Origin of the sequence: Pseudomonas sp. P1.8, assembly GCF_001269805.1 — a bacterium.
GTDB lineage: Bacteria > Pseudomonadota > Gammaproteobacteria > Pseudomonadales > Pseudomonadaceae > Aquipseudomonas.
In genome coordinates this window covers 747,192-771,611 of the sequence record NZ_LHVM01000013.1, presented here as the reverse complement: position 1 = coordinate 771,611, position 24,420 = coordinate 747,192, and the positions used below count along the sequence as shown (strand labels likewise).

The following is a 24,420-nucleotide window of genomic DNA, read 5'->3' as shown; positions in this document are numbered from 1 at the left end:
TCCGTGCGATTCATTTAGATCAACCCACGCTGAACGAGTGCCTGATGTGCCGCCAATGGATCTTCGGCCAGGTACAAGTCTGCGATCTCGGTATTTTTTGCGGACAACTCGGCGTGGTGGATGCACACCGTTGGTCCGGCAATCATTTTTGGGCAACTGACGCCTTTGAAAAGTTTCGGCAGCTGCGCCAGGTTCATGGCTTTGCTGGAGTACAGCAAGACGCCTCGGGCCTGCAGAAGGTCGACCGCCAAGGCGAGTTCACCGACAGGCAGCGGCCAGTCGAATACCTCCACCGGGCAATCGGCGCTACTGACCAACCAGGCCGTCAGCCACAGGTGAGGTTCCAGGGGCAGGTCGGAATGGTTGATCAGCAGCAGTGGCGCGGTTCGCAACTGACGATTGTTATGGTAGATGCGTGCACCGAATTTGCTGCGTAACCAGGAACAAAAAAAAGTCCGCTCCATTCGTGCACCGAACTGGCCCTGCCAACGGTGTTCCAGGTTAGCCAGCAAGGGCATCAGTAATTGCTCGCACAAGGTTCTCGGCGGATACAGCGCCATGACCTGGTTGACGGTGTCATCGAGGGTGCGTTCATTGAGTCGGGTCACCGCTTGCAGCAGCGTCTGCAACAGTGCGTGCCAGTCGTTATCCACGACTTCACTCACCGCCTGCGGGGTATCGAGCAATGGCTTAACCTGACTGACAGCCACCCCACGGTTGAGCCAGGTGAGGATGGCCTGGATGCGTTGAACATGTTCGGCAGAGAACAGACGGTGCCCCTTGGGTGTGCGAAGCGGCACGATCAGCCCGTAGCGCCGCTCCCAGGCGCGCAAGGTCACGGCATTGATGCCTGTTTGGCGCGCTACTTCCCGGATGGGCAGCCAGCCGTCGTCCAGGGCTATCTTAAAATCATGGCCGAGGTCTTCGCTGGCACTGGTGTCAATAGGGGCTTTCATTAGAGGGCATTTCGCAGGCTGAGATTTTCCGGATGCGGTTGCAGGTACACCTGCTGCGCGAGGTAGGGATCGGGATGTTGGCGCAAGTGATGTTTGAGCAGTGTCAGCGGAACCACCAGAGGCACGATACCTTGGTGATATTGGCTGATCAGGTGTTGCATCTCTTGTTTGTCTTCACGGCTGATGGCTCGCTTCAGATAGCCGGTGAGGTGTTGCAAGACGTTGGTGTGGGTGCGACGCGTGGCGCATTTTTGCAGGGCGACCATCAGCTCGCTGAAATAGCGGGGGCCGAGTTCCTTCGGGTCGGTATGGCCCTGGGTGCCGAGCAGATTGCCCAAGACTTTGTATTGCACCGGGTCGTGAGCCATCAGCAGGTACTTGTAGCGCGAGTGGAATACCGTAAGACCGCGCCGCGTCAGACCTTCTTGCAATAATTGCTGCCAGGCGCTGTAAGTGAAGACGCGGGTAAGAAAGTTTTCCCGCAGCACCGGATCGTTGAGTCGGCCGTCTTCTTCGACTGGCAGGTCCGGGTGCTGCAAGCAGAACGCCTGGGCGTAGATACCCCGGCTGCCGCCCTTCAGTGGCGTACCGTTGGCGCGATAGACCTTGACCCGCTCCAAGCCGCAGGAAGGTGACTTCTGCATGAAGATGTACCCGCAAATGTCACCCAGCTCTGCCGCCATTTTCCGCCCGTAGGCGGCCAACGGCTGGGTGACATCAAGGGTGTCATCACGAGTAGCGACGGCTTGCGGATTGTCCGGCTCGCCAACCAATCGGATCGGCTGGCGCGGAATGCCCAAGCCAATGGCTACTTCCGGGCAGACCGGGAGAAACTCGAAATACTCGATGAGGGTGTGACTGCACAGCCGCGATTCCTTGTGCCCGCCGTTGTAGCGCACGTCGAAACCCATCAGGCAGGCGCTGACGGCGATTTTCGGTTTGACTGGAATGGGCTGCATTGGAATGCCTCGAATCTAAACCTGTACAGACACTTAGGTCTGTACAACATACCTTTATCTTAGATTCGAAGTTGTACACGTCAAGTTTTGTGTATAAGTTTTTCGGTTTAATTCCCCTGCTTACTGCAAATGTTCGTGCAAACGGCGAGCGGCTTCCTGACCACTGAGCCAGGCACCTTCGACTCGTCCGGACAGGCACCAGTCGCCACAGGCATACAGCCCCAGATCGGCGTCTGCCAATGTGCCCCATTCGTGACTGCTGGCAGGGCGGGCGTAGAGCCAGCGATGCGCGAGGCTGAAGCTCGGCGCCGGCATGGAATCGTGCAGCAGTTCGGCGAATGCGCCGTGCAACTGTTCGATCACCGCTTCCTTGGACAAGTCGATGTGTTGTCGGCTCCAGGCACTGGTGGCGTGCAAGACCCAGGTGTCGAGGGTGTTGTCGCGTCCGGGTTTGCTGCGGTTGCGGGCCAGCCAGTCGAGTGGGCTGTCTTGTACGAAGCAGCCTTCCATAGGCGTTTCCAGCGGTGTTTCAAAAGCCAGGGCGATGGCCCAGGTCGGGTCCATTTTCACCCCGGCGGCGGCACCAGCGAGTTTCGGTGCCGAGGCCAGCAGCGCAGTAGCCTGCGGGGCCGGCGTGGCGATGACGACGTGGCTGAACGGGCCGTGGGTGAAGCCTTCGGCGTCCTGCAGATGCCAGTGCTCTTCACCGCGATAGACTTCGGTGATCCGGCAGGCGAAATGCACTTCAAGGTCGCCGAGCAGTGCGCGGGTGATCGCGCTCATGCGTGGCGTACCGACCCAGCGCGTCTGTTCATCCGGCGACAAATTGAGTTGGCCGCCGTGGAAGGTGTAAAGCTGCGGTGTCCATTCAGCCACCCAGCCGTTGGTCTGCCAACGTTGAACTTCAGTGACAAAACGGCGATCGCGGGCCGTGAAGTATTGCGCGCCCATGTCCAGGGCGCCCGCATCGCTGCGCTTGCTCGACATGCGCCCGCCACTGCCGCGACTTTTATCGAACAGGTGAACCACGTACCCGAGGTCCGTTAGGGCCTGGGCGGCGGAGAGTCCGGCGATGCCGGTGCCGATGATTGCGATAGGTACAGTCATAGGGGCCTCGTTTACCTTTCTGTACAGACTACGCCGGGGTTTGAACCTGTACAATATTGTTTTTTGGTATAACTTTTAGCGTTCTCGATCCGACAGCTTGGCCTATTGTTAAGCATAGAGCCTGCTCGATACCAAAGATCCCTGCTTATAAAAATAGACTAATGGACAGGGTAAAACGCCACGCGAGGAAGAAGTCATGCACATATTGCTGACCGGCGGTACTGGTTTGATAGGACGTCAGCTTTGTCGGCGCTGGTCGAATCAGGGGCATCGGCTGACTGTCTGGAGTCGCACCCCTGAAAAAGTCGCGAACATCTGTGGCCCTCAAGTGCGTGGAATCGCCCGTCTTGAGGATTTTGGGCAGGAGTCGCTCGATGCGATCATCAACCTTGCCGGTGCTCCGATTGCCGACCGACCCTGGACTCACAAGCGCAAAGCCCTGTTGTGGAGCAGTCGAATCAAACTGACCGAAACCCTGCTGGCCTGGCTGGAAAGTCGCGGGCAGAAGCCGCAGGTGTTGATCTCCGGTTCTGCGGTAGGGTGGTACGGCGACGGCGGGGAACGTGAGTTGACCGAAGAGTCGCCACCGGTCGTTGATGATTTCGCCAGTCAACTATGCATCGCCTGGGAGGAAACCGCGCAGCGAGCCGAGTCATTGGGCATTCGCGTGATCCTCATCCGAACCGGTCTGGTTCTCTCGGCCGAGGGCGGCTTTTTGTCGCGGCTGTTACTGCCTTTCAAATTCGGTCTGGGCGGGCCGATTGGTAATGGTCGGCAGTGGATGCCGTGGATACACATCAACGATCAAATCGGCTTGATTGATTTTCTTCTGCATCGCAGTGACGCTAGTGGTCCCTATAATGCGTGCGCGCCTGAACCAGTACGCAATCGCGAGTTTGCCAAGACACTGGGCAGCGTGCTGCGTCGCCCGGCCGTTATGCCGATGCCAGCCTTTGCCTTGAAGGTAGGCCTGGGCGAATTGTCTTCGTTGTTGCTGGGGGGGCAGCGGGCCACTCCGGTTCGCCTGCTGGAAGCGGGCTTCACTTTTCAGTTCACGGATTTGCGTGCGGCTTTGGATGAGTTGTCCAGCCGCCTTTGAAATAGGACGTTGCATGACCGATCACGCGTTGCTTCTGGTCAATCTGGGCTCACCTGCCTCCACCTCGGTGGCTGACGTGCGCAGCTACCTCAATCAGTTTCTGATGGATCCGTACGTGATCGACCTGCCATGGCCGATCCGGCGTTTACTGGTCTCGTTGATCCTGATCAAGCGCCCCGAACAGTCGGCCCATGCTTACGCTTCGATCTGGTGGGACGAGGGCTCGCCATTGGTCGTCCTCAGTCGTAGATTGCAACAGGCAATGAATGACAAGTGGAATCACGGTCCGGTCGAATTGGCAATGCGTTACGGCGAGCCTTCGATTGAGACAATGCTGGTGCGTATGGCTGCAGCCGGCCACAAGCGAATCACCCTGGCGCCGCTTTATCCACAGTTCGCCGACAGCACCACCACCACTGTGATCGAAGAAGCGAAGCGTGTGCTGCGCGAGCGAAAACTCGACGTTCAGTTGTCGGTGCTTCAACCGTTCTACGATCAGCCGGAGTACCTCGAGGCACTGGCCGCTTCGGCCAAACCTCATCTGGAACAGGATTTCGATCACTTGCTGCTGAGCTTTCACGGCTTGCCGGAGCGGCATCTGAAAAAGCTCAATCCGGGTCACAGCTTCGAGGGTGGCGGTGATTGTTGTGCCGGTGCGCCGCCTGAGGTGGTTGCGACCTGTTACCGCGGCCAGTGCCTGCGCACTGCCGCAGAGTTTGCCAAGCGCATGGGCTTGCCGGACGGCAAGTGGTCGGTGTCGTTCCAGTCGCGTCTGGGGCGTGCCAAATGGATCGAACCCTACACCGAAGCGCGCCTCGATGAGTTGGCCAAGAGCGGAGTTAAAAAGATTCTGGTGATGTGCCCGGCGTTCGTCGCCGATTGCATCGAGACACTGGAAGAAATCGGTGATCGCGGCAAGGAACAGTTCCGCGAAGCGGGAGGCGAAGAGTTGGTGCTGGTGCCGTGCCTCAACGATGACCCGCAATGGGTGCGGGCGTTGAGCGCGTTGTGCGAGCGAGCACCGTTGGTGCTTTAAAAACATCGCCAGCAAGCCGGCTCCTACAGGGTTGCGTACAGACCTGTAGGAGCCGGCTTGCTGGCGATGGCGTCACGCAGATCGACTTTAGATCAGCGGCTCATCCGCCTTCTTGTGCTTCCAGCTGTCATTGCCCGGCAACAACAGGTTCAACCCGATCGCCACCACCGCGCACAACGCGATGCCTTTGAGACCGAAGTCGTCCGGACCGGTGCCGGTACCGATCAGCACGCCGCCGATCCCGAACACCAGAGTGACCGAGACAATCACCAGGTTGCGCGCTTCGCCCAGATCGATTTTGTGGCGGATCAGGGTATTCATGCCCACCGCCGCAATCGAACCGAACAACAGGCACAGAATCCCGCCCATCACCGGCACCGGAATGCTTTGCAGCAGAGCGCCGAACTTGCCGACAAATGCCAGGCTGATGGCAAAGATCGCCGCCCAGGTCATGATTTTCGGGTTGTAGTTCTTGGTCAGCATCACCGCGCCGGTCACTTCGGCGTAGGTGGTGTTGGGCGGACCGCCGAACAGGCCGGCTGCCGTGGTGGCAATGCCGTCACCAAGCAAGGTGCGGTGCAGGCCGGGTTTTTTCAGGTAATCGCGACCGGTCACGCTCCCCACGGCAATCACGCCACCGATGTGCTCGATGGCCGGGGCCAGGGCGACCGGAACGATGAACAGAATCGCTTGCCAGTTGAATTCGGGCGCAGTGAAGTGCGGAATTGCAAACCACGGTGCGGCGGCAATCTTCGCGGTGTCGACAACGCCGAAGTAGAACGCCATGCCAAAACCGACCAATACACCGGAGATGATCGGCACCAGGCGGAAAATGCCTTTGCCGAACACCGCGACGATCAGGGTGGTCAACAACGCGGGCATCGAAATCAACATTGCCGTCTGGTAGTGAATCAGCTCGCTACCATCACCGGCCTTGCCCATCGCCATGTTGGCGGCAATCGGCGCCATGGCCAGACCAATCGAAATGATCACCGGGCCGATCACCACGGGCGGCAGCAGGCGATCGATGAACCCGGTGCCTTTGATCTTCACGGCCAGGCCGAGGAAGGTGTAGACGAAACCTGCCGCCATCACGCCGCCCATGGTCGCGGCCAGGCCGAACTGGCCCTTGGCGAGAATGATCGGGGTAATGAAGGCAAAGCTCGATGCCAGGAACACCGGCACCTGACGCCCAGTGACGATCTGGAACAGAATCGTCCCCAGGCCGGCCGTGAACAGCGCCACATTCGGGTCGAGGCCGGTAATCAGCGGCATCAACACCAGGGCGCCGAAGGCCACGAACAGCATCTGTGCACCCGACAGCACCGTGCGCCAGAGCGGATCGTTGAACTCTTGCTGCATGGTCACGCGTCCTTCTGCTTGGTGCCGAAGATCTTGTCACCGGCATCGCCAAGGCCCGGAATGATGTAACCGTGCTCGTTGAGTTTTTGATCGATGGAAGCGGTGTAGATGATCACGTCCGGGTGAGCTTTCTCTACCGCGGCGATACCTTCAGGGGCCGCCACCAGTACCATGGCGCGGATATCGCGACACCCGGCCTTCTTCAACAGATCGATGGTGGCAACCATGGAGCTGCCGGTGGCGAGCATCGGGTCGATGATCATCGCCAGACGTTCGTCGATTTCCGGGACCAGTTTTTCCAGATAAGTATGGGCTTGCAGGGTTTCTTCGTTACGAGCAACGCCCACGGCGCTGACCTTGGCGCCCGGGATCAGGCTGAGCACCCCTTCAAGCATGCCGATGCCGGCACGCAGGATCGGCACGACAGTAATTTTCTTGCCGGCGATTTTCTCGACCGACACAGTGCCGCACCAGCCTTCAATATCGTAGGATTCCAGCGGCAGGTCTTTGGTGGCTTCATAAGTCAGCAGGGCGCCTACTTCCTGAGCGAGCTCACGGAAATTCTTGGTGCTGATGTCTGCGCGGCGCATAAGGCCAAGTTTATGACGGATCAGCGGGTGGCGGATCTCATGGATGGGCATGGGGAAAGGCTCCGGCGGCGGGCAAAAAAACCGGCCTAGATTAATCTATCCGAGGGTGTTGTCCTATAGACATAGAGTACGTTAGTCCACAAACGCTTGATCTGGCTTCGGTTGATGCGTACCTTTGCCCGCTTTTCCGAATCCGCCATCCCCTTGGAGAGCACCATGTCCGCTGATCTCGAGCATATCCGTCAAATCATGCGAGAGGCTGACTGCCTGTACACCGAAGCTGAAGTCGAGGCGGCCATCGCCCGCGTCGGTGCACAAATCAACGATCAACTGGCGGACAGCAATCCGGTGGTGTTCTGCGTGATGAACGGCGGGCTGATTTTCTCCGGCAAGCTGCTGACCTACCTGCACTTCCCGCTGGAAGCTTCCTACCTGCACGCCACCCGTTATCGCAACGAAACCAGCGGTGGTGACCTGTTCTGGAAAGCCAAGCCGGAAGTTTCGTTCATCGACCGTGACGTGCTGATCATCGATGACATCCTTGATGAAGGTCACACCCTGGGCGCGATCATCGACTTCTGTAAACACGCTGGCGCCCGCAAAGTGCACACCGCCGTGCTGATCGACAAGGACCACGACCGCAAGGCTCGCCCGGACCTGAAAGCCGATTTCGTCGGTCTGCCTTGCATCGATCGTTACATCTTTGGCTATGGCATGGACTATAAAGGCTATTGGCGTAACGCCAACGGGATCTTTGCCGTTAAAGGAATGTAAAAAATGACCGCGCCACGCTTTCTTGATCAGACGCTGTTCGCCGAGTTGGCCGAGAAAGCGGCGGCTAACCCTCGTGGGCGACAGCATCACAACTTCCATCAGATGGAAGAGGCTTGCCATCGCATGGCGGTGGGTTTGCAGCCGTCCACGTATATTCCGCCTCACCGGCATTTGGCCGAAAACAAGGCCGAAACCCTGTTAGTCCTCAAGGGCCGACTGGGTGTGTTGATCTTCGATGAGGCCGGAGCTGTGCTGAGCAAGACCGTGCTTCAGGCCGGTGGCGAGTGCGTCGGCGTGGACCTGCCCACCGGTGTGTTCCACGGTTTGGTGGTGCTGGAGGCCGACAGCCTGATGTTCGAATGCAAGGCCGGTCCCTATCGTCCGGTCGGCGAGGGTGAGTTGGCATCGTGGGCTCCGCGCGAAGGCGAGCCCGGCGTTGCCGAATATCAGGCCTGGATGCACGCGCAATTCGACTGATCGCGGCCTTCGGCAGCGCCTGCATTGGGTTGGCGAACACCCTGCAAGAGCTACCGAAGGCTGCGATCTTTTGATTTTCAACCCATGCTAGAGTGCTTGGCCCCGATTCCGGAGCCTGACATGAGCCGTTCGATCCGCTGTTGCGCCGCCCTGTTGCTGACCCTTAGCCTGCCCTTGGCTGCCGCGCCGGCGCCCATGCACAGTCAATTTCTGCCGCCGGATGACCTCACTCTGCGCAATGCCGACCCCGAACAGCAGCAACTGATGCAAGTCACTGATTATTCGGTGGTGGTCGGTGCCCAGCGTCAGTCCAATCAACAGCCGATTCCGGTCACGTCCCCATTGCTCATTCGCCTCAAGGGAAAGTCCTTGAACAAGGGCGCCACCATCAGTCAGGTGCTGGTCAACTTCGATGGCGAGAGTAAAAGCCTGAAGAAACCGGTTTATGACGAGTCGAGCAAGACTCTGATTCTCTATTACCCGATGGCTCAATACCGCGTGGTAATCGACTTGTTGCGTAACGATACGGTGTATTGCCAGTTTCTCAGCTATGCCAACGGCCATGTATGGGCCGATCTGCATACCGGCAGCGTTCGTCCGCGTTGAGCCCCGGGCCCGCACAGGGGTAAACTGCCCGCCCCGTGTAATGTCTGCGAGCTGGAGTCGGCAATGCGTAAAGATAAGAAACAAGTGATTGGTGACGAGATCGGCGATGAGCAGATCAAATTGTTCCTCGATTTCGAACCGCTCGACGCGACTTCTCCGTCCCTGCACAAACTGATCAAAGCCTATCGTGGTCTGCGCATCGATGACTTCGAGCGATTTTTGACGTTCTTTGTCGAGGCCGGTTATGACGTGAACGGCAAGGACGAGCACGGCAAGGACTTCGTTACGCTGATCCAGGATCAACGCAACGCGCCGGACTACATCGAGCTTATTGAAAAAGCGCGCGGTTAAGATCTTTCAGGCACCGCAAAAAAACGCCCCGCTCCTGTAGGAGCGGGGCGTTTTTCATGTGGCCCAATCAAGCGTAGCTTTCGGTCTCACTGCTGGCTTCAACCAGTTCCAGGGCGACGTTGTTCTGCGTGTTGATCTTGCTATACAGCGCAGCGTCGGTTTCCAGAACCTTTTCCCGGGCCGGGAAGATTTCTGCCAGTTTGCCAGCCCATTCGCCCTTGGTTTTACCCGGGAAGCATTTTTCGATCAGTTCCAGCATGATCGAAACCGTCACCGAAGCACCTGGCGAAGCACCCAGCAGGGCGGCAAGGGAGCCGTCCTTGGCCGCAACCAGTTCGGTGCCGAATTGCAGGACACCGCCTTTTTTCGGGTCTTTCTTGATGATCTGCACCCGTTGGCCAGCCACTTCCAGGCGCCAGTCTTCGGCTTTCGCTTCGGGATAGAAGCGACGCAGGGATTCCAGGCGCTGTTCCATGGACTGCATCACTTCGCTGACCAGGTACTTGGTCAGGTCCATGTTGTTTTTCGCCACGGCCAGCATCGGGCCGATATTGCCGGCGCGAACCGACAGCGGCAGGTCCATGAAGGAGCCGTGCTTGAGGAACTTGGTGGTGAAGCCGGCGTAAGGTCCGAACAGCAGGGATTTCTTGCCGTCGACGACACGGGTGTCCAGGTGCGGCACGGACATTGGCGGCGAACCTACGGCTGCCTGGCTGTAGACCTTGGCCTGGTGATGCTTGACCACTTCCGGGTTGTCGCAACGCAGCCACTGGCCGCTGATCGGGAAACCGCCGAAGCCTTTGCTCTCTTCGATACCCGACGCTTGCAGCAGCGGCAGTGCCGCGCCGCCAGCGCCGAGGAAGACGAATTTGGCGTCGACTTCACGGGTGTTGCCGCTGTTGACGTCTTTGATGCTGACGGTCCAGCCGGCTTTGCTGCGTTTCAGACCGGTCACACGCTTGCAGTACTTGACCTGGGCATCGGGTGCGCTGGTCAGGTGCTTGAGCAACTGGTTGGTCAGGGCGCCGAAATTGACGTCAGTACCATTGATCACTCGAGTGGCGGCCAGGGTTTCGCCAGCGTCGCGGCCAGGCATCATCAATGGCATCCACTCTGCCATCTTTGCCTTGTCTTCGGTGTATTCCATGTCCGCAAAGGCGTGGTGCTTGCTCAGCACCTTGAAGCGCTCCTTGAGGAAGGACACGCCGCTGTCGCCCTGCACGAAACTCAGGTGTGGCACCGGGCTGATAAACGATTTGCACGAGCCGAACGTGCCTTTTTTGGTCAGGTACGACCAGAACTGCTTCGACACCTCGAACTGGGTGTTGATGTGCACGGCTTTCTTGATGTCGACGGCGCCATCGGAGGACTGAGGCGTGTAATTAAGCTCACACAGTCCGGCATGACCGGTACCGGCGTTGTTCCACGGGTTCGAACTCTCCGCAGCACCGGAATCCATCAGCTCGACGACTTCCAGCTTGATCGCGGGGTCGAGCTCTTTGAGCAGTACTGCAAGGGTGGCACTCATGATGCCGGCCCCAACCAGTACTACGTCGACTGCTTCGTTATGCGCCATTTAACGCGTCTCCAAAATCTGCAGCACCAAATTGACGGCATGGCTGCCAGGAGTGACGGGGCTTGTCAGTGTTGCCCCAAGTACCCATGGCAGGATCGCCATGTCCGAATCTTCGCAATTTTTTGCAACTTCGACGGACGCTACCTGCCGGGTCTACCAAGAGTCCTAATGAACTCATTTCAACGAGCAGCTGGCAATTCGACTTATGGTCGATACATCCGCTTGTGCAACCAAATCCGTAGCGGACAGGCTTCAGGCTCCGGTGTTCGCGGAATACTCGGTCCTGTGTCGTTGGGCTGTTGTAGACGCTAATGGTGCATATTCAGACGCAAAACTATTCATTTGCTCGCCACACTCTTGTGAAGTTGTGAAAACCCGTTTTTTTCACGCTCTTTTGAAGACGTGAACCTCAAAAAGGGCTGTCCAAGCCTGGCACCGTGCCCGGATGGATTGCCGCCATGGGCTACATGGCAGGCAAAACGGGCAAACAGCTCAGTGACCGAGCGTAATGACAGCTCTGCAGATTCGCGAAAAGTGGAGGTTTTGCTCAACAAAACAGCAAGCGCGCCAGCTTCACTCGATCTGTGTGGGCGGCTCTCTGTGGGCGGTGCGGGGTGTCAATACAAGCGCATTGACGATGCTGCGAGGCCCGATCAGGAGACGTCCTTATAATCGGGGGGAGATTGTATCTAAGAAACGCAGGGAAATGGTCGTGTTTAATGACTTTTATTAGGCGTTCGGTCAGGTGGTCATCAGATGATGCACCCGTGACCGCGTTTGGCGCTGAACGACACGGGCGCTCGCGGGCAGAGGCTGTTGCAGCCAGTTAAGGCGGATTTCTTCGATTTCGACCCAGCCTTCACCGCTCGGCCGCAGGTTGCATTGCTTGAATGCCTGACAATAGCCGTTGCGGTCGAGCAGGGCGAAACAGCGATGCCGCGGGCGTGGAGCGAACAGTGAAATCAGATAACGCATAGAGAAGTACCTTTTGAGTTTCTGAAATAAAGAATGAGCGCAAGCCGTTACGTGCAAGTGTATGGGGGGTGACATCTGCATGACAGGCGTTGCGGTCTGAAGGGGTTGTCAGAAATTTCAACAAACAGTGTGGGGTGCTGGTTCGTCGCAGTGGCGCACCGCTATACTGCCGCCCTGTTTGTGCCTGATTCTGGAGAGAAGAGCATGTTGCAACGTCTGTTGTTCGGTTTGATCACTGTGACCAGTTTGACCCTGGTCGGCTGCGCCCACAGCCCGCAACAACTGAACCCGGAACCCAAGCTGACCACTCAACTGGCGCCGGTCGGCCATGGTCAGCCTGTGGTGGTGCGAGTGGTGGACGGTCGCCCATCGCCGACTCTGGGCACCCGTGGCGGTCTGTATCCGGAGACCAGCGCAATCACCGTGCAGGGCGCGCAGATTCTGCCGAAATTGCAGGCTCAGGCTGAAGCGGCCGTGCGCCTTTTGGGCTTTACGCCGACTTCCAATGCGATGAATGCCCCGCAAATCACCGTGACTCTGGCGGAATTGAAGTATCAGTCGCCCAAAGAAGGCATGTATGTGACCGAGGCGACCATTGGTGCGACGTTCCGCTCCGATGTGCAGAATGCCAATCGCCGTTACAGCGGTCGTTATGGTGCGTCCCTGGACCAGCGTTTCGGCATGGCGCCGAACCAGGAAACCAACACCAAACTGGTCAGCGATGTGTTGAGCGATGCCTTGACCCGTCTGTTCAAGGATCCGACTGTGGGTCAGGTGCTCGGCGAGTAATGCGAGCCCCGTAGGAGCTGCCGCAGGCTGCGATCTTCTGATCTTGTCTTGAAATAAAAGATCGCAGCCTGCGGCAGCTCCTACAGCAGCCCTTGCGGTCGGTTTTCAGGCCGCTTGCGATGGGATTGCCATTGGTCAATTGATTTGTTGTTTGTCGCAAAGGGGAGGGCAGGCTTGAGGGCTTTGGGTAGAATCCGCGCCGCGGGTCGTCGGTGTGGCGCCTGCCTACCTGTTTAGCTTGAGGCTTGTGATGTCGCTGCATTTGATGACGCTGTTTTCCGCCCATCCCGCCAAACTGATCAATCTGCTGGCCCTGCTCTTTGCCTTTCCGGGCGGCTGGTTGCTGCACGCTACCCGTCGCCGCGAACAGCGCGCGATGGCGAGTCTTCAAGCGCAGCGCCAAAGCAGTCCCAACGCAGAGCCGACGCTGGATTGGGCAACCCTGCGCATGAACCGGTTTTTCTACATCTTCGGTTTTGCCTGCATGGCGCTGGCACTTTTGGTGTCGTGGATCAGCACGCAGGTTTAAATTTGTGAAGTAAAAGATCGCAGCCTGCGGCAGCTCCTACAGAAGCTGCCGCAGGCTGCGATTTTTTCGTTTAGAGCGGTAATCCAGCCTTGACCCGATACTGATTGCGCACCGGCGTTGCGTATTGCAGCACCAGGAACGGACGATGCTCCTCGGGGCAAGCCTCAAGGCGCTGCTGCCATTGCTCCTGAGCCTTTGCCAGCTCGTCGGTTGCAAACATCTCTGCAGCTTTTGGCACCGTCAATTGCGGGTCAGCGTCTTTCCACATGGCGTAGGCCAGGTAGTGCACCGGGAACAGGCGATACCCACCTAAAATCTGCTTGTCCATCTCGACCGCCAATTGCTTGGTGTCATCGAACAGTTCAGTGATTGGTGCGGCAAAATTCACGTGGACACGGCCCTTGTAGCCGGTAATGCCTTTGGCAATGCTCACATCATCCTCGCCCGGCACCTTGGTATAGCTGCCGGTGGTGGCGCGGATATACAGCTCGCGGGCCTTGGCCTGATCGCAGGGGTCGTATTCGTAGCTGATCGATACCGGGGTGAGGTTCAGCGAACGGATAACCTCGCCGAACGGCTCGTCCTTGCGGCTCATGTGGAACATCTTGAGGATCGCCGACTCGGTGCGGTCGTCGCCGTCCTTCGCGCGACCTTCAGCCTGGGCGATCCAGATCGAGGCGCAATCGTTGCGGATCGAATGGTTGATGTACGCCGACAACAGCTGATACGCCGCCATTTTTTCACGACGCCCGGTGATCGAGCGGTGCACGATAAAGCTCTTGTTCAGGCGCATCAGGTCGCTGACAAAAGGCTTTTGCAGAAGGTTGTCGCCGATGGCGATACGCGGTGTCGGCAGGCCTGCGTGATACACGGCGTAGTTGACGAAGGCCGGGTCCATTACGATGTCACGGTGATTGGCGATGAACAGGTAAGCGCTGCCGGATTTGAACTGCTCGACACCGGTATAGGTAACACCGTCCGTTGCGCGCTCGATGGTGTGGTCGACGTAAACCTCGACTTTGTCCTGCAGCGTAGCGACCGAATGGACGCCGGCGAACTCACGGCGCAAACGATGAGCTATAAGAGGTTTGAGTGCCCAGCCTAAAGCGCCGGCAAAGCGCGGGAAGCGAAAGTGGGTGAGGATATCTAGAAACGCCTTGTCGCCGAGCAGCCGGTCCAGCACCGCTGGGACTTCGCTGTCGTCGTAAGGTCGGATGGCATCGAATTCGCCCATCATGCTCTCTTGTTAGAAACGGCTAGGGTAAGTAAAGGATCTGATCAAAAACCGGCGGGGTACGGTCTGAAAAAGTAGCCAGACAAAAATAGCCCTGCAAATAGACCGGCGATTATACGCACAAGTCACCTGGGAGACCGCGATGCTGGAAACTGCGCAGTATGAATGTCCGTATTGTGGTGAGGAGGTCGAGACGACGCTGGATTTGTCCGGTGGCGATCAGACCTATATCGAGGACTGCCAGGTGTGTTGCCGGCCGATAACGTTTGTACTGCAAGTGCATGAAGAGGAATGGCATCTCGAAGTTTTCAGTGAAAACGAGTGAGGGGCGTCTATGCAGCGCATTTACGAACCGGAAAACCTGATGGAAGGCGAGTTGCTGCAAGGCATGCTGGCCAGTGAGGGTGTCGAAGCGCATCTGGTGGGCCGTGATCTGGTGGGCGCCACCGGTGAATTGCCGATCTTCGGCCTGCTGGGCCTTGCGGTGGACAACGATCAGGCCGAATACGCCCGTGAGCTGATCAGTGCGTACAATGCCGCACTGCCCCTGTCCGGCGATGAGCCGGACAGCTTCCCCGGCACGCTGGTCTGTTAGGCTGGCGTTCGTTTGATCAAGAGTTGTGCTGCCCCATGTGTGGACGTTATGCCTTGTTTCGCTGGAATCGCGACTTCGCGACCCTGCCCGGATTTCCCGCCGATCAGCAGGCACAGTGGAACATTTCCCCCAATGATTCGGTGTTGATGCTGCGCGCAGGCCTCGACGGCCAGCGTGAACTGGCTCGCGCCCGTTGGGGCCTGACACCACCGTGGCTGACGGATTTGTCCCGCACTCCGGCGCATGCCCGCGCCGAAACCGTTGCCGAGCAACCGATGTTTCGCCAGGCCTTGCGTGAGCGGCGTTGTCTGCTGCCGGCCAACGGTTTCTACGAGTGGCGCGGTACAACGCGCAAGCGGCCCTTCTGGTTAACACCGGGGGAGGGCTCGTCGCTGTTTTTCGCTGCGATCTGGGAAGCGTATCCGGTGCAGGAGCAAGTGTGGTTGAGCACTGCAGTGATTACTCAGCCGGCGGCTAGTCAGCGTCGACCATTGATCCTCGATGAGGCGGGGCAGGCAGCGTGGCTTGATCCCGAGACGCCGCTGTACGCGCTGCAAGCCTTGCTGGCCAGTGAGCCTGTAGCGTTGCGCGAGCGGGTGCTGGCCAACATGGTCAACGATCCGAAGCTCAACGGACCGGAGTGTCTGACACCGGGTTGAGGGGGCGAAAAAATTGCAGCCGGCGCCAGCTTACGAATTTTTTCTGCGTTGATGAGAGCTTTGCCTGAAAAAGGCGTCTTATTTCTTGTGTATCTGGCGTCGATACATTTCCACGCCTAGGATACGCGGCATGTTTTCAGGGAGTTTTTCGATGAACAAGACTTTGATTATCAGTGCACTGAGCGCAGCGCTGCTGCTGGCCGGTTGTCAGTCGGTCAACACCACCAGCGGCGGTGCGGTGGGCGTTGAGCGCAAGCAATACATGTTCAGCATGCTGTCTTCGCAAGAAGTCGACCAGATGTACGCCCAGTCGTATCAAAAGACAGTAGGCGAAGCGACGAGCAAGGGCGTGCTGGACAAGACCAGCAGTGAAGCCAAGCGTGTACAGCAGATTGCCGACCGACTGATTGCTCAGGCGCCGACATTTCGTCCGGACGCGGCCCAGTGGAACTGGGAGGTCAACCTGATCAAGAGCGATGAACTCAACGCCAACTGCGGTCCTGGCGGCAAGATCATTTTCTACACCGGTCTGATCGACAAGCTGCAGCTGACTGACGATGAAATCGCCGCGGTCATGGGCCATGAAATTGCCCACGCCCTGCGCGAGCACGGTCGTGAAGCGATGTCCAAGGCTTATGGCATTGAAATGGCCAAGCAGGGCGCGGGCGCCTTGCTTGGATTGGGTCAGGACAGCCTGGCCCTGGCAGACGCCGTGGCCAACTACGGCATGACCTTGCCCAACAGTCGCGCCAATGAAAACGAGGCAGACCTGATCGGTCTCGAACTGGCCGCCCGCGCAGGTTATAACCCGAATGCCGCGATCACCTTGTGGAACAAAATGAGCAAGGCCTCGGAAGGTTCGCCACCGGAGTTCATGAGCACTCACCCGGCGTCGTCGAGCAGGATTGCGGCGTTGCAGGCCGCGATCCCGAAAGTGATGCCGTTGTACGAGCAAGCCAGGAAGTCCTGATCGTCTTGCGGTGAGGCTGTTGGCTTCATCGCGAGCGGGCTCCTGTGGGCGAGCCTGCTCGCGATGAACGATAACCCCGGTCTATCGACCTAAACCGTCAAACCCACCCACTGCTCTGCATCGCCTTGTACACCGCCACAATCGCCAGAATGAAGAACGCCGACGCCGCCAGTCGACGGATCAGCGTCAGGGGCAGTTTGTCTGCGGCAAAATTACCTGCCAGTACCACCGGTACGTTGGCGATCAGCATGCCAAGGGTGGTGCCGATGATCACTAGCCACAGTTCCGGGTACTGTGCGGCCAGCATCACGGTCGCGATCTGGGTCTTGTCGCCGATTTCCGCGAGAAAGAAGGCAATCAGGGTGGTCAGGAATGGCCCGAACTTGCGCGCGGTGCTGGCTTCGTCGTCATCCATCTTGTCCGGTACCAGAGTCCACAGCGCAGTGGCGGCGAAGCTCACAGCCAGGATCCAGTGCAGCATCGTATCGGAGAAGAAACCGCCGACCCACGCGCCGACCGCACCGGCTGCCGCGTGGTTGGCCAGCGTTGCGGCGACGATGCCGGCGATGATCGGCCAGGGTTTGCGGAAGCGGGCAGCAAGAATGAGCGCGAGCAGTTGCGTCTTGTCGCCGATTTCGGCCAAGGCAACGATTGCGGTGGGTACGAGTAGTGAATCCAGCATCAGGGGTTTTCCTAAGGGGCGGGTCGACACGGCTATGACACGTACAGCCTTCCCGCCCCGGGTAAGGTGTGCGTGTCATAGGTCTTGTCAAACCCTGCGAACCGTCTGATGCGGTCGCTTGGGTCGCATACGCCATGGTCTGAGGACCAAGTATGTTGACGTATGCCGGACGAGCATGGCGCTCGTGGGAGACTACTCCCCTAGGACGGAGCGGATTCTGCCTTTGCAAAACCCATTCGGCAAGCCTTCTTTTTCAAAAGAGGGTCTATCCGCGCTTGGCCCGGTATATCCGGAATCCTTGACCTTCGGCCTTGATTGCGCACACACCGAGATGCTCTTCAATCAACGGTTGGTACTTCAGGAAGCTATTGGCTACCAAACGTAGTTCGCCACCGTTTTTCAGATGTTTGGCTGCTTTTCGCAGCAAATTTTCGGTAGCGAAATAATCGGTGTGGACGCCGACATGGAACGGCGGGTTGCTCAGAATGGCGCTCAAACCCATGGGCGCGGCATCGATGCCGTCGCCGGTAATCACGTCCGCTTCCAGGCCGTTGGCGGCCAGCGTCAGGCGGCTGCTGGCGGCGGCAAATGCGTCGACGTCGAGCAAAGTGACCTGATTGTGTGGGTATCGACGCTTTACGGCGGCGCCTAGAACGCCCGCGCCGCAACCGAAGTCGAGCAAGTGGCCACTGGGCAGTTTGTCCAGGTGTTCCAGCAGCAAAGCGCTGCCGCGATCCAGGCGACCGTGACTGAAAACACCTGGCAGGCTGATGACTTTCAACGGACCTTCGGCCAGCGGTAATTCATAGGTCTGGGCCAGGCTTTCCAGCGGTTTGGCTTCAGGCGCGTTAGCCACAGAGACTAACCACAGCTGGCAATGCCGTGCGCTGTCGAGCTTGCGCGGCTTGCCGAACGGATTGAGTTGCTTGGCAGCGCCTTCGATGCCGCTTTTTTTCTCACCGACCAGGTAGAGCTCGCGGCCGGCCAGGCGCGAGGCGAGGGCATTGAGGATGTAGTCCGTCAGATCCTTGGACTTGGGTAGAAACACCACGGCGCTATCAAATTCGCGTTCAGGGGCGTTCACACCAAAATGGCTGCGTTCGGCAAAGCGCCCGTCCAGGGCGGCCTGATCGCCGGCATGCCAGCACCAACCGTGAGCGTCGGGCAGGCGGCCGAGCAAATCATCGGCGGGCAAACCGGCCAACAACACCGAACCCTGGAATAAGTCGGCCTGACGAAGCAGTACTTCACTGCGCGGATCCATAACTGCTCCTGTGGAAAAAAGTGCCGCAGTTTATCAACTGACGACCCGCAGCGCCTTACCGCTGAAGTATCCCAAGGCGTTTTCAGTCACTTGACCCACGATCCGCTGGCGCGCTTCGCGACTGCCCCAAGCGTTGTGCGGGGTAACGATCAGGCGTGGGATATCGTCGGCCAACAGTGGATTGCCGTTGATCGGAGGCTCGACACTTAATACGTCGGTGGCGGCTCCGCCCAGATGACCGTTGCGTAAGGCGTCAGCCAGGGCTTGTTCGTCGATCAGACCGCCGCGCGCCGTGTTGAGCACGAATGCGCCGGGCTTCATGGATGCCAGTTCCCGGGCACCGATGAAGTGCCGGGTGTGTTCGTTGAGCGGGCAGTGCAGGGTCAGCGCGTCAATCTGTGGCAGCAGCTCTTCCAGCGGCAAACGGTCCGGCCGGGCAGGGCGCCCCGGAATCTGTCCGAGCAGCACGCGCATGCCGAACGCTTCGGCCAGTCGCGCAACTGCGCCACCCAGTTCGCCGTGTCCCAGCAAACCGAGGGTTTTACCTTCGAGTTCGACAATCGGGTAATCCAGCAAACAGAACTGTTTGGCCTGTTGCCAGCGCCCTTCACCGACGGCTTTCTGATAATCGGCCAGGCGTGTGGCCAGGTTGAGCAGCAGCATGATGGTGTGCTGTGCGACCGACGGCGTGCCGTAACCCTGGCAATTGCACACGGTAATCCCGTGGGCACGGGCGGCGGCGAGGTCGACGTTGTTGGTGCCGGTGGCCGTGATCAGGATCAGCTTGAGATCAGGGCTGGCAGCCATGGCGGCGGCATCGATGACAATTTTGTTGCTGATGGCAACGGTGGCGCCCTTGAGGTGATCGATCACTTGATCCGGCAAGGTCTGGGGGAACAACTGCAAATCGCTGAAGCAATCGCGTAACGGTCTGAGGTCAAGGTCACCGAGGTCCAGGGACGGATGGTCGAGGAAAACGGCGCGGCGAGTGTTCGTCATCAACTGTACCTTTTGTGCAATGAACTGAAGGCGTAATCTGCCGAGCCTACCAGATGAAATAAATAGTTACGCTTGGCCTAAAGGAGCCCCACATGTACTGGACAGAGTTCTTGACCGTTGCCCTGATTCACTTGCTGGCGGTGGCCAGCCCCGGCCCGGACTTTGCCGTGGTGGTACGTGAAAGTGTTACTCACGGCCGGCGCGCTGGCACCTGGACTGCGCTGGGTGTGGGAACCGCAATTTTCCTGCACGTCGGTTATTCGCTTCTGGGCATCGGACTGATCGTCTCCCAGTCGATCATGCTGTTCAACGCGTTGAAGTGGGCCGCCGCCGCTTACCTGCTGTACATCGGTTTCAAGGCGCTGCGAGCGCAACCGGCCAAACCTGTGGCGGACGATTTGCACAAGGAAGCTGGCGAGCGCACTGCGCGTGGCGCTTTCACCTCAGGTTTCGTTACCAACGGTCTTAACCCGAAAGCCACGCTTTTCTTCCTCTCGCTGTTCACCGTGGTCATCAACCCCCACACACCGCTTGCGGTGCAGGCCGGCTATGGCGTTTATCTGGCGGTGGCAACGGCGATCTGGTTCTGCCTGGTGGCCATGCTGTTCAGCCAGCAGCGCGTACGCGCCGGTTTTGCCCGCATGGGGCACTGGTTCGACCGGACGATGGGCGCGGTGCTGATCGCGATTGGCGTGAAACTCGCGTTTACCGAGATGCACTGATCAATCACACATCCCCTACGATGAAAGTCAACGAATGCTGGCGCAACGCTAGCATTTGTGCGGCTCTGCAAATCATTCCTTTGGCTGATTTGGCTGGCGATCAAGGGCACTACAGTGCTTACTTTCAGCCAAGACCGTGCAGTCAGAAAAAGGGATTCTTATGTTGCAGACTCGCGTTATCCCCCCAGCCGAAGGCGCTTACCAGTATCCGCTGCTGATCAAACGGTTGCTGATGTCCGGTGCCCGTTATGAGAAAACCCGCGAGATCATCTACCGCGACCAGTTGCGGTACAGCTATCCGACCCTGATCGAACGGGTGGCGCGTTTGGCCAACGTGTTGACGGCAGCCGGCGTCAAAGCCGGGGATACCGTGGCGGTCATGGATTGGGATAGTCATCGTTACCTGGAATGCATGTTCGCCATTCCGATGATCGGTGCCGTTATCCACACCATCAACGTGCGCCTGTCACCGGAACAGATTCTCTACACCATGAACCACGCCGAGGACCGCTTCGTGCTGGTCAACAGCGAGTTCACCGGGCTGTACAACGCGATTGCGGGACACCTGACCACGGTCGAAAAAACCGTGCTGCTGACCGATCTGCCGGAAAAGACCGCGGATCTGCCCAACCTCATCGGCGAATACGAGCAGCTCCTGGCTGCCGCGAGTCCACAGTACGACTTCCAGGATTTCGACGAGAATTCTGTCGCGACCACGTTCTATACCACCGGCACCACGGGCAACCCCAAAGGCGTGTACTTCACCCATCGGCAACTGGTGCTGCATACCATGGGCGTTTCGACCATCATGGGCGCGATCGACAGTGTCCGCCTGCTGGGTACCAACGATGTGTACATGCCGATCACTCCGATGTTCCACGTGCATGCCTGGGGCTTGCCGTATGTGGCGACCATGCTCGGCCTCAAGCAGGTATATCCGGGGCGCTATGAACCGGAATATCTGGTGGAGCTGTGGCGTAAAGAGAAGGTCACTTTTTCCCATTGCGTCCCGACCATTTTGCAGATGGTCCTCAACGCCAAGGCTGCACAAAACACCGACTTCGGCGGCTGGAAGATTGTCATCGGCGGCAGCGCGCTGAACCGCACTTTGTATGAAGCAGCCAAGGCCAAGGGCATCCAGCTGACCGCGGCTTATGGCATGTCGGAAACCGGGCCGCTGGTGTCATGCGCGCACCTCAACGATGAATTGATGGCTGGCAGCGAAGACGAGCGCACCACCTACCGTATCAAGGCCGGTGTGCCTGGGCCATTGGTGGAGGCGGCGATTGTCGATACCGAGGGTAATTTCCTGCCGGCCGATGGCGAGACCCAGGGCGAACTGGTGTTGCGTGCGCCATGGCTCACCGAGGGCTATTTCAACGAGCCGCAAAAAGGTGCCGAACTCTGGGCCGGGGGCTGGTTGCATACAGGGGACGTAGCGACTCTGGACAGCATGGGCGTGATCGACATCCGTGATCGCATCAAAGACGTGATCAAGACCGGTGGCGAGTGGATTTCCTCCCTGGACCTGGAGGACCTGATCAGTCGTCATGCGGCGGTACGCGAAGTAGCAGTGGTTGGCATCGCCGATCCGCAGTGGGGTGAGCGACCGTTTGCTTTGGTGGTGCTTCGTGAGGGGCAACAAATCGGGGCCCGGGAGCTCAAGGAACACCTCAAGCCATTTGTGGAATTGGGGCACCTGAGCAAGTGGGCTATTCCGAGTCAGATCGCCCTTGTTACTGAAATTCCCAAGACCAGCGTCGGTAAACTCGACAAGAAGAAAATTCGCGTCGATATCACCGAATGGCAAGCCACCAACAGTACCTTCCTCTCGACGCTTTAAGCGTCTGCTGGCGTGCCCGAAAAGGCACGCCAAGCCCACCAAGCAAGCGCTTGGCTTGTCAAATTTCTATTTTCAGCCATCCTAGCCGGGCCGACGGGTGTCGGATTGGCGAAAGGACTGTTCCAGAGTGGTTGGCGGGTGCAAATCACACTTTAGAGGGATCAAGCAGTACTACCTGCTGGCTATAGTCCGTTCAAGGATTTTTAGAAACGGAGCACACGCACAAACAGGGGCGATGCAACTTTGGAATGACTTTGGGACGCCATGGCTCCCGGTTATCCACAGCGTTTTTAGAAGTGCTAATGCCATAACAATAAAATGCACATGGAGAAGCGTCGATGACATCAGTAAACCAGTTCTGGCGCCGGGCGAAATTGCCTCTGGCTGTCAGTCTTGCCTCTACGCTCGCCGGGCCAGCATTCGGCGTCAGTTTCAACGTTGGTGAAATCGAAGGTCAGTTCGATTCATCCCTGTCGATCGGTGCCAGTTGGTCTACCGAAAGTGCCAACAAGAATCTCATCGGCGTCAACAACGGCGGCCGTGGCCTGTCCCAGACCTCCGATGACGGTCACCTGAACTTCAAGAGTGGCGAAACTTTCTCGAAGATCTTCAAGGGCATTCACGACCTTGAACTGAAATACGGCGATACCGGCGTTTTCGTCCGTGGCAAATACTGGTACGACTTCGAACTGAAAGACGAAAGCCGTCCGTTCAAGGACATCAGCGACAGCAACCGCAAGGAAGGCGCCAAGTCTGCTGGCGGCCAGATCCTCGACGCCTTCGTCTACCACAATTACGCCATCGCCGATCAGCCGGGTTCCGTGCGTCTGGGCAAGCAGGTGGTGAGCTGGGGTGAAAGTACCTTCATCGGCGGCGGCATCAACTCGATCAACCCGATCGATGTGTCCGCGTTCCGTCGTCCAGGCGCCGAGATCAAGGAAGGCCTGATTCCGGTCAACATGTTCTATGTGTCTCAAAGCCTCACCGAGAACCTCTCGACAGAAGCTTTCTACCAGATCGAATGGGACCAGACCGTTGCCGACAACTGCGGCACGTTCTTCTCGCAACCCGACGTGATCGCCGATGGTTGTGACAACAACCTGGCCGTACTGCGCACCCAACAGAGCCTTCGCAGCGCATTGGGTCCCTTGGCGACGCCAGCCCTCAATGTCCTGTCTGCCAGGGGCGTGACCTGGGGCAATCCGGACGAAGGCGTTATCGTCCGTCGCGGACCGGATCGTGACGCTCGAGACAGTGGTCAGTTCGGTGTGTCTTTCAAGTATATGTTCGATCCGCTGGACACCGAATTCGGTGCCTATTTCATGAACTACCACAGCCGCGCGCCGATCTTCAGCGGCCATGGCGCGCCAGCCAGCGCCTATAACCCGCAGGCTTTGGGTGGCGCACTGGTGGGTGCCGGTATTCCGCCCCAGCTCGCAGGTGCTGCGACGGCACAATTGCTGCCGTTGGTGGTAGCGGGCAACTCCAGCTACTACGTCGAATACCCTGAAGATATCCGCCTGTATGGTCTGAGCTTCTCCACTACGTTGCCTACCGGTACGGCGTGGAGTGGTGAACTCAGCTACCGGCCGAATGCTCCGGTTCAGCTCAACACCACCGACATTCTCTTCTCCGGTCTGACGCCGCTCAACCCTAGCGTTTCCGTACTCTCGGGTACTCCAGGTCAGGATCAACAAGGTTATCGCCGCAAGGAAGTGACCCAGCTGCAGACAACGCTCACCCACTTCTTCGATCAGGTGATGGGTGCTGAGCGACTGACTCTGGTTGGCGAGGTTGGCTGGACCCACGTCGGTGGCCTGGAAGACAGCTCCGAAGCGCGTTACGGTCGTGACCCGAGCTACGGCCCTGGCCCGTTGCCGAACAACCAGTGCGTTGTGTTGAACACCGGCACTCTGGCGGGTGGGGCGCAAAACAACGTCAGCCGCTACTGCGAAAACGACGGGTTTACGACCGCCAACTCCTGGGGCTACCGCGGTCGCGCCATCTGGGAATACAACGACGTGTTCGCTGGTGTGAACCTCAAGCCCAACGTGGCCTGGTCCCATGACGTTGAGGGTTACTCCCCTGGCCCTGGCGCCAACTTCGAGGAAGGTCGCAAAGCAGTCAGCCTGGGTGTCGATGCCGAGTACCAGAACACCTATACCGCAAGCCTGGCCTACACCAACTTCTTCGACGGTAAATACACCACTGTGGATGATCGCGACTTCGTTGCGCTCAGCTTCGGCGTGAACTTCTAAGCACTGTA

At 58.4% G+C, this 24,420-nt stretch carries 26 protein-coding genes and 1 riboswitch; of the genes, 15 read left to right on the top strand and 11 right to left on the bottom strand.

Going from position 1 to position 24,420, the window contains the following annotated elements; all coding sequences use genetic code 11:
- Positions 1 to 14: 14 nt before the first annotated feature.
- The 3 genes from AD668_RS14105 to AD668_RS14095 form a co-directional block, all read right to left on the bottom strand.
- Positions 15 to 956 carry a MerR family transcriptional regulator gene (locus tag AD668_RS14105; protein ID WP_053159691.1) on the bottom strand — a complete coding sequence of 314 codons (942 nt, stop codon included), beginning with the start codon at positions 954 to 956 and terminating at the stop codon, positions 15 to 17.
- The gene (locus AD668_RS14100) at positions 956 to 1,915 is read right to left on the bottom strand and encodes a DUF523 and DUF1722 domain-containing protein (RefSeq protein WP_053159689.1); all 960 of its coding nucleotides are present in this window, start codon (positions 1,913 to 1,915) and stop codon (positions 956 to 958) included. Before AD668_RS14100 ends, AD668_RS14105 begins: the two co-directional genes overlap by 1 nt.
- 120 nt (positions 1,916 to 2,035) lie before the next feature.
- Complete coding sequence (locus AD668_RS14095; RefSeq protein ID WP_053159687.1) at positions 2,036 to 3,022, bottom strand: NAD(P)/FAD-dependent oxidoreductase; 987 nt, start codon at positions 3,020 to 3,022, stop codon at positions 2,036 to 2,038.
- 196 nt (positions 3,023 to 3,218) lie between these two features.
- On the opposite strand from AD668_RS14095, the gene AD668_RS14090 reads away from it, so the two are divergent.
- The gene (locus AD668_RS14090; RefSeq protein ID WP_053159685.1) at positions 3,219 to 4,121 is read left to right on the top strand and encodes a TIGR01777 family oxidoreductase; all 903 of its coding nucleotides are present in this window, start codon (positions 3,219 to 3,221) and stop codon (positions 4,119 to 4,121) included.
- A 13-nt stretch (positions 4,122 to 4,134) separates the two neighbouring features.
- Complete coding sequence (gene hemH, locus AD668_RS14085) at positions 4,135 to 5,157, top strand: ferrochelatase (protein WP_053159683.1); 1,023 nt, start codon at positions 4,135 to 4,137, stop codon at positions 5,155 to 5,157.
- An 87-nt stretch (positions 5,158 to 5,244) separates the two neighbouring features.
- On the opposite strand, the gene AD668_RS14080 is transcribed toward hemH, so the two are convergent.
- Complete coding sequence (locus tag AD668_RS14080; protein WP_053159681.1) at positions 5,245 to 6,519, bottom strand: uracil-xanthine permease family protein; 1,275 nt, start codon at positions 6,517 to 6,519, stop codon at positions 5,245 to 5,247.
- Between the two features lie 2 nt (positions 6,520 to 6,521).
- Positions 6,522 to 7,160, bottom strand: a complete 639-nt coding sequence (gene upp / locus AD668_RS14075) for a uracil phosphoribosyltransferase (protein ID WP_053159679.1) — start codon at positions 7,158 to 7,160, stop codon at positions 6,522 to 6,524.
- Positions 7,161 to 7,325: 165 nt separating this feature from the next.
- Here upp and AD668_RS14070 point away from each other — a divergent pair, with 165 nt between their 5' ends.
- The 4 genes from AD668_RS14070 (at position 7,326) to AD668_RS14055 (ending at position 9,317) form a co-directional block, all read left to right on the top strand.
- A complete protein-coding gene (locus AD668_RS14070) occupies positions 7,326 to 7,883 on the top strand; it encodes a hypoxanthine-guanine phosphoribosyltransferase (RefSeq protein WP_008045996.1) in 558 nt (185 codons plus the stop codon).
- A gap of 3 nt (positions 7,884 to 7,886) precedes the next feature.
- Positions 7,887 to 8,360: a WbuC family cupin fold metalloprotein gene (locus tag AD668_RS14065; RefSeq protein ID WP_053159677.1), complete on the top strand. Its 474-nt coding sequence runs from the start codon at positions 7,887 to 7,889 to the stop codon at positions 8,358 to 8,360.
- A 120-nt stretch (positions 8,361 to 8,480) separates the two neighbouring features.
- Entirely contained in the window at positions 8,481 to 8,966 is a 486-nt protein-coding gene (locus tag AD668_RS14060) for a hypothetical protein (RefSeq protein ID WP_053159675.1), read from the top strand.
- 63 nt (positions 8,967 to 9,029) lie between these two features.
- On the top strand, positions 9,030 to 9,317 hold the full coding sequence (locus AD668_RS14055) for a PA4642 family protein (protein ID WP_053159673.1): 288 nt from the start codon (positions 9,030 to 9,032) through the stop codon (positions 9,315 to 9,317).
- Positions 9,318 to 9,384: 67 nt separating this feature from the next.
- On the opposite strand, the gene mqo is transcribed toward AD668_RS14055, so the two are convergent.
- A complete protein-coding gene (gene mqo / locus AD668_RS14050) occupies positions 9,385 to 10,893 on the bottom strand; it encodes a malate dehydrogenase (quinone) (protein WP_053159671.1) in 1,509 nt (502 codons plus the stop codon).
- A gap of 741 nt (positions 10,894 to 11,634) precedes the next feature.
- Complete coding sequence (locus AD668_RS14045) at positions 11,635 to 11,868, bottom strand: hypothetical protein (protein WP_053159670.1); 234 nt, start codon at positions 11,866 to 11,868, stop codon at positions 11,635 to 11,637.
- Positions 11,869 to 12,072: 204 nt separating this feature from the next.
- Between AD668_RS14045 and AD668_RS14040 the strand changes: the two genes are divergently transcribed.
- Together AD668_RS14040 and AD668_RS14035 are read left to right on the top strand one after the other, a co-directional pair.
- Entirely contained in the window at positions 12,073 to 12,657 is a 585-nt protein-coding gene (locus AD668_RS14040; RefSeq protein ID WP_053159669.1) for a YajG family lipoprotein, read from the top strand.
- Positions 12,658 to 12,907: 250 nt separating this feature from the next.
- Positions 12,908 to 13,186, top strand: a complete 279-nt coding sequence (locus tag AD668_RS14035; RefSeq protein WP_053159667.1) for a hypothetical protein — start codon at positions 12,908 to 12,910, stop codon at positions 13,184 to 13,186.
- Positions 13,187 to 13,256: 70 nt separating this feature from the next.
- On the opposite strand, the gene AD668_RS14030 is transcribed toward AD668_RS14035, so the two are convergent.
- Positions 13,257 to 14,423, bottom strand: a complete 1,167-nt coding sequence (locus tag AD668_RS14030; protein WP_053159664.1) for a 1-acyl-sn-glycerol-3-phosphate acyltransferase — start codon at positions 14,421 to 14,423, stop codon at positions 13,257 to 13,259.
- 139 nt (positions 14,424 to 14,562) lie between these two features.
- Between AD668_RS14030 and AD668_RS14025 the strand changes: the two genes are divergently transcribed.
- The 4 genes from AD668_RS14025 to AD668_RS14010 all read left to right on the top strand — a co-directional run bounded on the left by AD668_RS14025 (position 14,563) and on the right by AD668_RS14010 (position 16,644).
- Positions 14,563 to 14,745: a CPXCG motif-containing cysteine-rich protein gene (locus tag AD668_RS14025; protein WP_053159662.1), complete on the top strand. Its 183-nt coding sequence runs from the start codon at positions 14,563 to 14,565 to the stop codon at positions 14,743 to 14,745.
- Positions 14,746 to 14,754: 9 nt separating this feature from the next.
- The gene (locus AD668_RS14020) at positions 14,755 to 15,015 is read left to right on the top strand and encodes a putative signal transducing protein (protein WP_053159660.1); all 261 of its coding nucleotides are present in this window, start codon (positions 14,755 to 14,757) and stop codon (positions 15,013 to 15,015) included.
- Positions 15,016 to 15,050: 35 nt separating this feature from the next.
- On the top strand, positions 15,051 to 15,674 hold the full coding sequence (locus tag AD668_RS14015; RefSeq protein WP_053159658.1) for an SOS response-associated peptidase: 624 nt from the start codon (positions 15,051 to 15,053) through the stop codon (positions 15,672 to 15,674).
- A gap of 151 nt (positions 15,675 to 15,825) precedes the next feature.
- Positions 15,826 to 16,644, top strand: a complete 819-nt coding sequence (locus AD668_RS14010) for a M48 family metallopeptidase (protein ID WP_053159656.1) — start codon at positions 15,826 to 15,828, stop codon at positions 16,642 to 16,644.
- 97 nt (positions 16,645 to 16,741) lie between these two features.
- Here AD668_RS14010 and AD668_RS14005 read toward each other — a convergent pair whose 3' ends face one another.
- The 3 genes from AD668_RS14005 to AD668_RS13995 all read right to left on the bottom strand — a co-directional run bounded on the left by AD668_RS14005 (position 16,742) and on the right by AD668_RS13995 (position 19,589).
- Positions 16,742 to 17,326, bottom strand: a complete 585-nt coding sequence (locus AD668_RS14005; protein WP_053159654.1) for a TMEM165/GDT1 family protein — start codon at positions 17,324 to 17,326, stop codon at positions 16,742 to 16,744.
- A gap of 90 nt (positions 17,327 to 17,416) precedes the next feature.
- A riboswitch (yybP-ykoY riboswitch) is annotated at positions 17,417 to 17,539 on the bottom strand.
- Between the two features lie 52 nt (positions 17,540 to 17,591).
- On the bottom strand, positions 17,592 to 18,590 hold the full coding sequence (locus AD668_RS14000; RefSeq protein ID WP_053159652.1) for a class I SAM-dependent methyltransferase: 999 nt from the start codon (positions 18,588 to 18,590) through the stop codon (positions 17,592 to 17,594).
- Positions 18,591 to 18,623: 33 nt separating this feature from the next.
- A complete protein-coding gene (locus tag AD668_RS13995; protein WP_053159650.1) occupies positions 18,624 to 19,589 on the bottom strand; it encodes a 2-hydroxyacid dehydrogenase in 966 nt (321 codons plus the stop codon).
- A gap of 92 nt (positions 19,590 to 19,681) precedes the next feature.
- Between AD668_RS13995 and AD668_RS13990 the strand changes: the two genes are divergently transcribed.
- The 3 genes from AD668_RS13990 (at position 19,682) to AD668_RS13980 (ending at position 24,412) form a co-directional block, all read left to right on the top strand.
- Positions 19,682 to 20,311 (top strand): LysE family translocator, encoded by a 630-nt coding sequence (locus tag AD668_RS13990; protein WP_053159648.1) that lies wholly within the window; start codon positions 19,682 to 19,684, stop codon positions 20,309 to 20,311.
- 160 nt (positions 20,312 to 20,471) lie between these two features.
- Positions 20,472 to 22,154 (top strand): fatty acid--CoA ligase, encoded by a 1,683-nt coding sequence (locus AD668_RS13985; protein ID WP_053159646.1) that lies wholly within the window; start codon positions 20,472 to 20,474, stop codon positions 22,152 to 22,154.
- A 338-nt stretch (positions 22,155 to 22,492) separates the two neighbouring features.
- The gene (locus AD668_RS13980) at positions 22,493 to 24,412 is read left to right on the top strand and encodes a DUF1302 domain-containing protein (protein WP_053159644.1); all 1,920 of its coding nucleotides are present in this window, start codon (positions 22,493 to 22,495) and stop codon (positions 24,410 to 24,412) included.
- Positions 24,413 to 24,420 lie beyond the last annotated feature (8 nt).